The organism is Xanthobacter autotrophicus (assembly GCF_029991245.1).
Lineage (GTDB): Bacteria > Pseudomonadota > Alphaproteobacteria > Rhizobiales > Xanthobacteraceae > Xanthobacter > Xanthobacter autotrophicus_C.
Genome location: NZ_JAIVFO010000043.1, coordinates 20,161 through 31,767, shown reverse-complemented (window position 1 = coordinate 31,767; position 11,607 = coordinate 20,161). Strand labels below are relative to the sequence as shown.

The following is an 11,607-nucleotide window of genomic DNA, read 5'->3' as shown; positions in this document are numbered from 1 at the left end:
CTCCCCAACCCTCCCCCGCACGCGGGAGAGGGGGCAGAATTGCGCGGAGTGGAGGGCCTTCTGCTCCAGCCTCAGTGCGCCAGTTCCAGCGCCACCGCTGTGGCCTCGCCGCCGCCGATGCACAGGGAGGCGATGCCGCGCTTGAGGCCGTATTTCTGCAGCGCCGCCAGCAGCGTCACCATCACCCGCGCGCCGGAGGCGCCGATGGGATGGCCCAGCGCGCAGGCGCCGCCGTGGACGTTCACCTTGTCCTCCGGCAGGCCGAGGTCGTGGATGGCGGCCATGGGCACCACGGCGAACGCCTCGTTGATCTCGAACAGGTCCACGTCCTTGAGATCCCAGCCGGTGCGTTCGGCCAGCTTGCCCACCGCGCCGACGGGGGCGGTGGCGAACAGGTTCGGCGCCTGCGCGTGGGTGGCATGGCCGACGATGGTGGCGAGCGGGGTGAGCCCGCGCGCTTCCGCCTGCGACCGGCGCATGAGCACCAGGGCCGCCGCGCCGTCCGAGATGGAGGACGAATTGGCCGCCGTCACCGTCCCGCCGTCGCGGAAGGCGGGCTTGAGGGTGGGGATCTTGTCCAGCTTGGCCTTGGGCGGCTGCTCATCGGCGGCCACCACGCGCTCGGCCTTGCCGGCCTTCACCGTGACCGGGGCGATCTCGGCGTCGAAGGCGCCGTCCGCCATGGCCTTCTGCGCCTTGGTCAGGGAGGCGATGGCGAAGGCGTCCTGCGCCTCGCGGGTGAACTGGTAGGCCTCGGCGCAATCCTCGGCGAAGGTGCCCATGAGGCGGCCCTTCTCGTAGGCGTCCTCCAGCCCGTCGAGGAACATATGGTCGAGCACCCGGCCGTGGCCCATGCGATAGCCCGCGCGGGCGCGGTCGAGCAGGTAGGGGGCGTTGCTCATGCTCTCCATGCCGCCCGCCACCGCCACCTCGGCCGAGCCGGCCAGCAGCAGGTCATGGGCGAACATGGCCGCCTTCATGCCGGAGCCGCACATCTTGTTGACGGTGGTGGCGCCGGTGGAGAGCGGCAGGCCGGCCCCCAACGCCGCCTGACGGGCGGGGGCCTGGCCAAGGCCGGCGGGCAGCACGCAGCCGAACACCACCTCGTCCACCGCCTCCGGCGCGAGGCCGGCACGGGCCAGCGCCGCGGCGATGGCGGTTGAGCCGAGGATGGGGGCGGCCACATCCTTGAAGTCGCCCTGGAACCCGCCCATGGGGGTGCGGGCGGCGCCGACGATGACGATGGGATCTTCCGTGCGGGTGGTCATGGGATCGTCCTTCCGGGGCAAGAGTCAGAGCGGGGCAAGGTCAACGCGGACGGCAAGGTCAGCGCGGGGGCATGCGCAGGGCGCCGTCGAGGCGGATGACCTCGCCGTTGAGCATGGTGTTCTCGCAGATGTGCCTGACGAGGGCGGCATATTCCGCCGGCCGGCCGAGCCGGGGCGGGAAGGGCACCGTCTTGCCCAGCGACTCCTGCACGTCCGGCGGCAGGCCCGCCATCATGGGCGTCTCGAAGATGCCCGGCGCGATGGTGACCACCCGCATCCCGAAGCGCGCCAGCTCCCGCGCCACCGGCAACGTGAGCGCCGCGACGCCGCCCTTGGAGGCGGCATAGGCGGCCTGGCCGATCTGGCCGTCGAAGGCGGCGATGGAGGCGGTATTGATGATGACGCCGCGTTCGCCATCGGCGTCGGGCTCTTCCTTCACGATGGCGTCGGCGGCAAGCCGCAGCATGTTGAAGGTGCCGATGAGGTTGATGCCCACCGCCCGCGCGAAGCTGTCGAGCCGGTGCGGCCCTTCGCGGCCCACCACCTTCTCGCCGGGCGCGACGCCGGCGCAATTCACCAGGCCGTGGAGATGGCCGAAGGCCTCGCGGGCGAGGGCCACGGCGGCGATGCCGTCCGCTTCGCTGGTCACGTCCGCGCGCTGGAACCGGGCGCTTTCGCCCAGCTCGGATGCGACGGCGTTGCCGGCCTCGGCATTGATGTCCACGATCACCACCCGCGCGCCTTCGCCCACCAGCATGCGCGACACCGCGGCGCCAAGGCCGGAGCCGGCGCCGGTGACGATAAAGACGCGACCGTCGATCTTCATGAGGTCCTCCCCGTGGTGGTGTCTATGGGCTCTTGCGGCCGCTCCTGTTCGCAGGGCCGGTTGATCCTTCATCTAGCGAAAGGCGAAGTGGCATTCGATGGCGCAATCGATCTAAAATGATGAGCGGTTTTGCCATGAAGGAGCCTCGCCCTGGAACGGCGCATGATTTCCGCCGGCTTCGTGGACGACGCGCTGGACTGCCTCGCCCGGCGCGGCATCGATCCCGCGCCGGTGCTGGCGCAGGCGGGGCTTACCGTGCCGTTCGGGGCCGCGGTCTCCGCCGAGCAGTATGGCGCGCTGTGGCTGGCCGTGTCGCAGGCGCTGGACGACGAATTCTTCGGCCTCGGCGGCCGGCCCATGCGGCTGGGCAGCTTCACCCTGCTGTGCCACGCGCTCATGGGTGCCGCGACGCTGGAGCAGGCCCTGCGGCGCGCGCTGCGCTTCCTGAAGGTGGTGCTGGAGGATCCCGAAGGCGAGCTTCAGGTGGCGGACGGGCTCGCCGCCATCGTGCTGAAGGACGTGGGCGCCGCGCGCTCGGCCTTTGCCTACCGCACCTACTGGATCATCGTCCACGGCATCACCTGCTGGCTGGTGGGCCGGCGCATCCCGCTGCGGCAGGTGGATTTCCGCTGCGGCCCGCCGGAGCATGGCGCCGATTATCGCCTGTTCTTCGGCGCGCCGGTGCGCTTCGACCAGCCCGTCAGCCGGCTCGCCTTCGACGCCGCCTTCCTGACCCTGCCGGCGACCCGTGGCGAACGGGCGCTGAAGGATTTCCTGCGCGGGGCGCCGGCCAATATCCTGGTGCGCTACCGGCACGACCAGGGCCTCGCCGCGCGGGTGAAGGCCCGCCTGCGCGCCGCGCCGGCCACGGCCTGGCCGGGCTTCGAGGACCTCGCCCGGCAGTTGCGCCTGCCCGCCTCAACGTTGCGCCGGCGCCTCGCCGACGAGGGCCAGACCTATCGCGACATCAAGGACGAGCTGCGCCGGGTGCTGGCCGAAACGCTGCTGCGGGACGGCGCAAAGCCGGTGGGCGAGATCGCGGCGGAGCTGGGGTTTTCAGAACCCAGCGCCTTCCATCGCGCCTTCCGCAAATGGACGGCGCAGAGCCCGGGGGCCTACCGGCGGGGCGCTGCCTGAGGCGCTGTCAGCCCGCCAGCGTCTGCGTTTCCGCCGCGACCGTCGCCTGGCCAATCTCCTTCAGATGCTCCTGGAGGGCGAGGCGGTCGAGGGAGCGCAACGGCAGCGCGACGAAGATGGCAATGCGCCGATGGAGCAGCCGGTAGGCATCCGCGAAGGCAAAGGACAGCTCCGTGGCGGTGCCGTTTGCAAGCTTGGGGTCGGGAATGCCCCAGTGGGCCGACATGCGCCGCCACGGCTCGCCGGGCAGCACCGGACAGGTCTCGTTGCCGGCGTCGTCGCAGACGGTGAAGACGAAATCGAAATGCGGCGCATCCGGCCCGGTGAATTCGGTCCAGCTCTTCGAGCGCAGGCCGCTGACGTCGTAATTGAGGCCGGCGAGAAGCTTCGTCGTTTCCGGATGGACCTCTCCGGTGGGCGCGATTCCTGCGGAATAGGCCTTGAAATGGCCCTGGCCGAGCCGGTTGAGAATGCTCTCGGCCATAAGCGAGCGCGCCGAATTGGCCATGCACAGGAAGAGGACATTGAAGACGTGATCGTCAGGCATGTTTTCCTCCACCGACCTTTTTTCTGCGTGTTGGTGCTGGTCTGGCCAAGTAACGCAAGCGCTGCTTTGCCCGGCTGTCAACTCGCCGCGCCGTCAAATCTTGGGCACCCCTGAATCGCGGCGGTACGGGGCGGGGCGAAACCGTCCCCACAGCGCCGCCTTCGGTCCCCTTCCGCGCGGGCCATTTGACGGCTGGCCAAGCCCTCACTACCTCTTGCGCGGTTCGGCGCCGGTGCGGCGCACTGGAGGCCGTGTTGTCCGTCGTCACATCCATCCGCAAGTCGCTGGTTCCCATCCATCGGGAAGGCTACCCCTTCATTGCCATCGCGGTGGTGATCGCGCTCGGGCTCATGGTGTTCTCCACCTTCCTCGGCATGATCGGGGTCGGCCTCGCCATCTGGACCGCCCTGTTCTTCCGTGATCCGCCGCGTGTGACGCCGGTGCGCGACGGGCTGGTGGTGGCGCCGGCCGACGGGCGCATCTCCCAGGTGGGCCTGGCGCGGCCGCCGCGGGAGCTGGATCTGTCCGACGAGCCGCTGCTGCGCGTCTCCATCTTCATGAACGTGTTCAACGTGCACGTGAACCGGGCGCCGGTGACCGGCCGCATCGAGCGGCTCGCCTACAAGCCCGGCCTGTTCCTCAACGCCGACCTCGACAAGGCGAGCGAGGACAACGAGCGCAACGGCCTCGTGATCTCCACGCCCTTGTGCCGCGTGGGAGTGGTGCAGATTGCCGGCCTCATCGCCCGCCGCATCGTCTCCTTCGTGCGGGAAGGTGAATCGATCGGCGCCGGCGAGCGCTTCGGCCTGATCCGCTTCGGCTCGCGGGTGGATGTCTATCTGCCGGTGGGGACCAGGGTTCAGGTGTCCGAAGGCCAGCTGACGGTGGCTGGCGAGACGGTTCTGTGCGATCTGTCGGCCCAGCAGCCGCGCGAGACGGCCTATCGGGTGAGCTGATGGAAACCCCTTTTCCCCCGTTCGATCCGGAAGGCCGGCCGCGTCCCCGCTTCGGTCGCCTCGGCCGGGTGCCGCTGCGGGTGCTGCTGCCCAATCTGGTGACGCTGCTCGCCTTGTGCTCGGGGCTGACGGCGGTGCGCCTCGCCATCGAGGAGCGGATCGAGCTGGCGCTGGCCGCCATCGTCTTCGCCGCTTTGCTCGACGGCATCGACGGCCGACTCGCCCGGGCGCTGAAGGGCACGTCGCGTTTCGGCGCGGAGCTGGACAGCCTCGCGGACTTCGTCAATTTCGGCTGCGTGCCGGCGCTGATGCTCTATTTCTGGGGGCTCAAGGAGACCGGTTCGGTGGGCTGGATCGCGGCGCTCGCCTATGCCATCTGCGCGGCGCTGCGCCTCGCCCGCTTCAACGTGATGCTGGACGATCCGCACAAGCCGCCGTTCGCCGGCGACTTCTTCACCGGCATCCCGGCGCCGGCGGGGGCCATCACCGTGCTGCTGCCCATCTACCTGGAGTTGATCGGCGTGCCCCACGGGGGCGTGAGCGCGCCGCTGGCCCTCATCTATTGCCTGGCCATCGCCTTTCTCATGATCTCCACGGTGCCTGCTTGGTCCGGGAAGACGTTGGGACGGCGGGTGCGGCGGGACATGGTGCTGCCGCTTTTCGTGGCGGTGGCGATCTTTTTTGCGCTGCTGGCGAGCTATCCGTGGATCGTGCTCTCGGTGTGCTCGATCATCTACCTTGCACTGCTGCCGGTTTCCACCTTGCGATACCGCCGGCAGATGACGGCATGGCGCGCCGGGCGATCCGACGGCATCCCCGCCGCCTGAGCGCGGGGAGACGGCGCCGAACTGTCGGCAATCAGATTGCATGCAATTGGCGCAATCGTGCGTAATTATTGTGCATCGCGGCGTGTCTACGCCGGGCGCAGGACCGGGCATGTTCTGCTCCAGGTATCTGATCTGAAATATAATTCACATTTTTGTATGCAATTGGCATGCAGCTTGAATGGGAAGGGTGACTATCACCATTGGGGATGCCGTCCGATGAACCGCCGCGAATTCGTGAAGTCTGCGTCCGCCACCGCCGTCGCCACCGGAACCGGTGTCGCCGCCCCTGCGGTGTTCTCCTCGGCGCAGGCGCAGGCGCGCAACGAGACGCTGCTGATCGTGTCCGAGAGCGGACCCAACAACCTCGATATCCACGGCGTCGGCACCAACGTGCCGGGCTATGAGGCGAACTGGAACACCTACGACCGCCTCATCACCCACGAGATGACCGAGAAGGACGGGGTCCGCTACTACGACCGCGACAAGCTGAAGGGCGAACTCGCCGAGGACATGAACATCGGCGACATGTCGGTGACGTTCAAGCTGAAGAAGAACGCCACCTTCCAGGACGGCTCGCCGGTCACCGCCAAGGACGTGAAGTGGTCGCTGGACCGCGCCGTCTCGGTGGGCGGCTTCCCCACCTTCCAGATGAAGGCGGGCTCGCTGGAGAAGCCCGAGCAGTTCGTGGTGGTGGACGACCACACCGTGCGCGTCGACTTCATCCGCAAGGACCGCCTCACCATCCCCGACCTTGCGGTGATCGTGCCCTGCGTCATCAATTCCGGGCTGGTGCAGAAGAATGCCACCGAGAAGGACCCCTGGGGCCTCGAATACACCAAGCAGAACACGGCGGGCTCGGGCGCCTACCGCGTCACCAAGTGGACCCCCGGCACCGAGGTGATCTTCGAGCGCTTCGAGGACTGGAAGGGCGGCCCGCTGCCGAAGATCAAGCGCGTGATCTGGCGCATGGTGCCCTCCGCGGGCAACCGCCGGGCGCTCTTGGAGCGCGGCGACGCCGACATCTCCTACGACCTGCCCAACAAGGATTTCGTGGAGCTGAAGCAGTCCGGCAAGCTCAACATCGTGTCGGTGCCGTATTCCAACGGCGTCCAGTATATCGGCATGAATGTGAAGAACCCGCCCTTCGACAATCTCAAGGTGCGCGAGGCCATCGCCTACGCCATTCCCTACCAGAAGATCATGGACGCCGCCCTGTTTGGCCTCGCCAAGCCCATGTTCGGCGCCCCGGCGGATGCCAAGACCCAGGTGGCGTGGCCGGAGCCCACCAAGTTCGTCACCGACCTTGCCAAGGCCAAGCAATTGCTGGCGGAAGCGGGCTATCCGAACGGGCTGGAGACCACGCTTTCCTTCGACCTCGGCTTTGCCGGCGTGAACGAGCCGCTGTGCGTGCTGCTGCAGGAGAACCTGGCTCAGATCGGCATCAAGACCACCATCAACAAGATCCCCGGCGCCAACTGGCGCACCGAGCTGACGAAGAAGGTGCTGCCGCTGTTCACCAACGTGTTTTCGGGCTGGCTGGACTATCCCGAATACTTCTTCTTCTGGTGCTACCACGGCAACAATTCGATCTTCAACACCATGAGCTACCAGTCGGCGGCCATGGATGCCTTCATCGACGGCGCCCGCGCCGCCGCGGCCAACGGCGACAAGGCCGCCTATGATGCGGGCGTGAAGGGCATGGTGGACCTCGCCTTCGCCGACGTACCGCGCATTCCGCTCTACCAGCCCTATGTGAATGTCGCCATGCAGAAGAACATCACCGGCTACGAATACTGGTTCCACCGCCGGCTCGACTATCGCGCCTTCCAGAAGGGGTGAGGGGCCAGTTCACTGGCCAAGTTCCCCGGCCAAGCGACAGCGCAGCTGGAGCGCCGAGCCGGGGTCCAGCGCGAAAGTCCTGCGAAGCAGGCAGGTATCCGGGGCCGCGGGGCGATGCTGTCGCCTTCGGCGAACTCTTGCGCTGGATCCCGGCTCTCCTTCCACTGCGCTGCGTTCCAGTCGGCCGGGACACGCCGGCCGTCAGACCGGGTGAATGACGAAAGAGGCAAGGACAGGGGAGGGCGGCATCAGGCCGCCACCCAAGCCAGACCAAGCGAGGACACATCATGCTGAAGCTCATTGGCAGTCGTCTTGCCACAGCCGTGCCGAGCCTGATCGGCGTGGTGATCGTCACCTTCATGCTCACGCGGGTGTTGCCGGGCGACACTGCCGCCTATTTCGCCGGTCCCGCCGCCACGGCCGAATCCATCGCCGAGATCCGCACCAAGCTGGGCCTCGACAAGCCGCTGCCGGTGCAGTTCGTGGACTATGTCTCGGCGCTGGCGAAGGGGGACCTGGGAAGCTCGCTCTCCACCGGGCAGCCGGTGGCGGCGGAGATTTCCGCGCGGCTCCCGGCCTCCGCCGAGCTGACGCTGGCGGGCCTTATCCTGGCGCTGGCCATCGCGGTGCCGTTCGGCATCATGGCGGCGGTGAAGCAGGGTTCCTGGGTGGACCATGCCTGCCGGCTCATCACCACGGCCGGCGTCTCGCTGCCGGTGTTCTTCACCGGGCTGCTGCTGGTCTATGTGTTCTACTTCAAGCTCGGCTGGGCGCCGGCGCCGCTGGGGCGGCTGGACGTGTTCTTCTCGGCGCCCGAGACGGTGACCGGCTTCTATCTCATCGACAGCCTGATCGCGCGGGACTTCGAGACCTTCCGCGCCGCGCTGGCGCAGCTTGCGGTGCCGGCCATCACGCTCGCCATCTTCGCGCTGGCGCCCATCGCCCGCATGACCCGCGCCTCCATGCTGTCGGTGCTGTCCTCCGAGTTCGTGCGCACCGCCCGCGCCGCCGGGCTGACCGACACCACGGTGATCATCACCTACGCGTTTCGCAACGCCATGCTGCCGGTGGTGACCACGCTGGGCATGGTGTTCTCCTTCCTGCTCGGCGCCAACGTGCTGGTGGAGAAGGTGTTCGCCTGGCCGGGCATCGGCTCCTACGCGGTCGAGGCGCTGATCACCTCCGACTACGCGCCGGTGCAGGGCTTCGTGCTCGCCATGGCCATCCTCTACGTCATCCTCAATCTCCTGATCGATATCGCCTACGGCGTCATCGATCCCCGCGCGCGGAGCGAAGCATGACCCTCGCCACGGCCGACACCCACCCCCGCGGCCTTGCCGCGACCCTTGCCCACGCGCGCTACGTCATCTCCGACAACCCGGTCACCGGCATCGCCTTCGGCATGTTCCTGGTGCTGGTGGTGTGCGCGCTGCTGGGGCCGTTCATCGTGCCCTACGATCCGCTCGCCAGCGACACGGCGGCCGCGCTCCAGGCGCCGTCCGCCACCCACTGGTTCGGCACGGATAATCTGGGGCGGGACATCTTCTCCCGCGTCATCGTGGCGACCCGGCTCGACATGGCCATCGCGGTGTTCTCGGTGGCGCTGGTGTTCGCGGCCGGCGGCATCGCCGGCATCGCGTCGGGCTTCTTCGGCGGGTGGACCGACCGCATCATCGGCCGCATCTCCGATACCATCATGGCCTTCCCGCTGTTCGTGCTGGCCATGGGCATCGTGGCGGCGCTGGGCAACACGGTGACCAACATCGTGATCGCCACCGCCATCATCAATTTCCCGCTCTATGTGCGGGTGGCCCGCTCGGAAGCGGCCATCCGCCGGCAGGCGGGCTTCGTGCAGGCGGCGCGCCTCACCGGCAATTCGGAATGGCGCATCCTGCTGACGACCATCCTGCCCAACATCATGCCCATCATGATGGTGCAGATGTCGCTCACCATGGGCTACGCCATCCTCAACGCGGCGGGCCTCAGCTTCATCGGCCTCGGCGTGCGCCCGCCCACCCCGGAATGGGGGATCATGGTGGCCGAAGGCGCTGCCTACATCGTCTCCGGCGAATGGTGGATCGCCCTGTTCCCGGGCCTTGCGCTCATGTTCGCGGTGTTCTGCTTCAACCTGCTGGGTGACGGTCTGCGCGACATCGTCGACCCCCAGCGTCGCACCTGAGGGAGGCCACCATGCATGGGAACGTGGACGTGACGGCACAAGCAGCCAAGACCTCCGAAACCCCCAGCGGCCCGCTGCTGGAGGTGCGCGACCTCACCGTGGAGTTCGCCACCCGCCGCGGCGTGGTGACGGCGGTGAGCCAGGTGAACCTCACCCTCGCCAAGGGCGAGACCCTCGGCATCGTGGGCGAGAGCGGCTCGGGCAAGTCGGTGACCTCCTACACGGTCATGCGGATCCTCGACCGGGCGGGACGCATCGCGGAAGGCTCCATCACCTTCTCGGGGATGGATGTGGCCCACGCGCCGGAAAGCGCCATGCGCGACCTGCGCGGGCGTGAAATGTCCATGATCTTCCAGAATCCGCGCGCCGCGCTGAACCCCATCCGCACGGTGGGACGGCAGATCGGCGACGTGCAGCTCCAGCATGTGCAGGCCGATGCCCGCAACGTGAAGGAAAAGGTGATCGACATCCTCAAGCAGGTGCGCATCGCCCGGCCCGAGGAGCGCTACCAGGCCTATCCGTTCGAGCTGTCGGGCGGCATGTGCCAGCGCATCGTCATCGCGCTGGCGCTGGCTTGCCGGCCGCAGCTGATGATTGCCGACGAGCCCACCACCGGCCTCGACGTGACCACCCAGAAGGCGGTCATGGACCTCGTGACCGAGCTGACGCGCGAGCGCGGCATGTCCACGCTCCTCATCACCCACGACCTGGGCCTCGCCGCCGCCTATTGCGACACGGTGATGGTGATGGAAAAGGGCAAGGTGGTGGAGACCGCGCCCGCCGAGCGCATCTTCCGCGATCCCCAGCACCCCTACACCCGCAAGCTCATGCGCGCGACGCCACGCCCCGGCATCACCTTGCGGGACCTCTTGCCGGAGGAGCCGGCGGTATCGGCGGCACCGGCGCAGAACCCTCCGCCGCAATCGGAAGCCAGAGCGCAGGCGGCGAGCGCCCCCGCGACCAAGGTGCTGCTGCAGGTGGAAAACCTGGTGAAGGAATATCCCCGGCAGGGCGCGCCCTCGGCATTCCTCTCCGGCCTTTTGGGCAAGAAGGCGCCGCCGGAGGAGCGCATCTTCCGCGCCGTGGACGACATCTCCTTCGCGGTCCTGAAGGGCGAGAGCGTCGGCCTGGTGGGGGAGAGCGGCTGCGGCAAGTCCACCACCTCCACCATCGTCATGCGCCTCATCGATCCCACGGCGGGCAGGATCAGCTTCGCCGGCGAGGACATCAGCGCCATTCCGGCCAAGGATTTTGCCCACCATCCCATGCGCCGGCGCATCCAGATGGTGTTTCAGGACCCCACCGAAAGCCTCAATCCCCGCTACACGGCGGAGCGCGCCATCGCCGATCCCTTGCTGCGCATGGGCGGTTTCTCGGGCGGGGCGAAGCTGCGCGCCCGGGTGGCGGACCTGGCCGAGATGGTCGGCCTGCCGCAGAACCTGCTGGAGCGCTTCCCCCACCAGCTCTCCGGCGGGCAGAAGGCGCGCGTCGGCATCGCGCGGGCCATTGCGCTCGACCCCGACCTCGTCATCCTCGACGAGCCGACTGCGGCCCTCGACGTGTCGGTCCAGGCGGTGGTGCTGAACCTGCTGGAGGATCTGAAGCAGCGCCTTGGCATGAGTTACCTGTTCGTGTCCCACGACCTGCATGTGGTGGGCCTGTTGTGCGACCGGGTCATCGTCATGCGGGCCGGACGGATCGTGGAGGAGGGCAGCTCGCAGCAGGTGCTCGACGCGCCCAAGGACGCCTATACCCGCGAGCTGATCGCCGCCATTCCCCATCCCCCGGTCTGAGGCCCCCCATGAGCACCGAACTCGAACTCCCAAGGGTGGAGGACACGGCGCTGGAGCAGCTGCTCGACGGCGCGCTCAGCGCCCACGCCATCGCCCCGCGCCCGGAATGGCGGGCCGAGGCGCTGTCCTACCTGCGCGCCATCGCCGATGCGGCGACCCTGGTGCGCAGCCTCGACCTCGGCGATGCCGAGGAGCCGGCCCCCGTCTATCGCCCCTGAGGCCGTGCCCATGAACG

Annotated in this window: 11 protein-coding genes; 8 read left to right on the top strand and 3 right to left on the bottom strand. The window is 68.1% G+C overall.

The window, feature by feature from the left end:
* Positions 1–71: 71 nt before the first annotated feature.
* Positions 72–1,268 carry an acetyl-CoA C-acyltransferase gene (locus K9U41_RS09750; RefSeq protein ID WP_282640644.1) on the bottom strand — a complete coding sequence of 399 codons (1,197 nt, stop codon included), beginning with the start codon at positions 1,266–1,268 and terminating at the stop codon, positions 72–74.
* A 58-nt stretch (positions 1,269–1,326) separates the two neighbouring features.
* On the bottom strand, positions 1,327–2,094 hold the full coding sequence (locus K9U41_RS09745; RefSeq protein WP_282640643.1) for a 3-hydroxyacyl-CoA dehydrogenase: 768 nt from the start codon (positions 2,092–2,094) through the stop codon (positions 1,327–1,329).
* A gap of 150 nt (positions 2,095–2,244) precedes the next feature.
* Between K9U41_RS09745 and K9U41_RS09740 the strand changes: the two genes are divergently transcribed.
* A complete protein-coding gene (locus K9U41_RS09740) occupies positions 2,245–3,231 on the top strand; it encodes an AraC family transcriptional regulator (RefSeq protein WP_282640645.1) in 987 nt (328 codons plus the stop codon).
* A gap of 7 nt (positions 3,232–3,238) precedes the next feature.
* On the opposite strand, the gene K9U41_RS09735 is transcribed toward K9U41_RS09740, so the two are convergent.
* Positions 3,239–3,778: an arsenate reductase ArsC gene (locus K9U41_RS09735; RefSeq protein WP_282640642.1), complete on the bottom strand. Its 540-nt coding sequence runs from the start codon at positions 3,776–3,778 to the stop codon at positions 3,239–3,241.
* 254 nt (positions 3,779–4,032) lie between these two features.
* On the opposite strand from K9U41_RS09735, the gene K9U41_RS09730 reads away from it, so the two are divergent.
* The 7 genes from K9U41_RS09730 to K9U41_RS09700 all read left to right on the top strand — a co-directional run bounded on the left by K9U41_RS09730 (position 4,033) and on the right by K9U41_RS09700 (position 11,590).
* Positions 4,033–4,734: a phosphatidylserine decarboxylase gene (locus tag K9U41_RS09730; protein WP_282640641.1), complete on the top strand. Its 702-nt coding sequence runs from the start codon at positions 4,033–4,035 to the stop codon at positions 4,732–4,734.
* Positions 4,734–5,561, top strand: a complete 828-nt coding sequence (pssA, locus tag K9U41_RS09725; protein WP_282640640.1) for a CDP-diacylglycerol--serine O-phosphatidyltransferase — start codon at positions 4,734–4,736, stop codon at positions 5,559–5,561. Before K9U41_RS09730 ends, pssA begins: the two co-directional genes overlap by 1 nt.
* 216 nt (positions 5,562–5,777) lie before the next feature.
* Positions 5,778–7,400, top strand: coding sequence for an ABC transporter substrate-binding protein (locus K9U41_RS09720; RefSeq protein WP_282640639.1), 1,623 nt, complete (start codon positions 5,778–5,780; stop codon positions 7,398–7,400).
* Between the two features lie 287 nt (positions 7,401–7,687).
* Positions 7,688–8,701, top strand: a complete 1,014-nt coding sequence (locus K9U41_RS09715; RefSeq protein ID WP_282640638.1) for an ABC transporter permease — start codon at positions 7,688–7,690, stop codon at positions 8,699–8,701.
* The gene (locus K9U41_RS09710; protein WP_282640637.1) at positions 8,698–9,579 is read left to right on the top strand and encodes an ABC transporter permease; all 882 of its coding nucleotides are present in this window, start codon (positions 8,698–8,700) and stop codon (positions 9,577–9,579) included. Before K9U41_RS09715 ends, K9U41_RS09710 begins: the two co-directional genes overlap by 4 nt.
* Before the next feature lie 11 nt (positions 9,580–9,590).
* Positions 9,591–11,372: an ABC transporter ATP-binding protein gene (locus K9U41_RS09705; RefSeq protein WP_282640636.1), complete on the top strand. Its 1,782-nt coding sequence runs from the start codon at positions 9,591–9,593 to the stop codon at positions 11,370–11,372.
* 8 nt (positions 11,373–11,380) lie between these two features.
* Positions 11,381–11,590: an AtzG-like protein gene (locus tag K9U41_RS09700; protein WP_282640635.1), complete on the top strand. Its 210-nt coding sequence runs from the start codon at positions 11,381–11,383 to the stop codon at positions 11,588–11,590.
* Positions 11,591–11,607 lie beyond the last annotated feature (17 nt).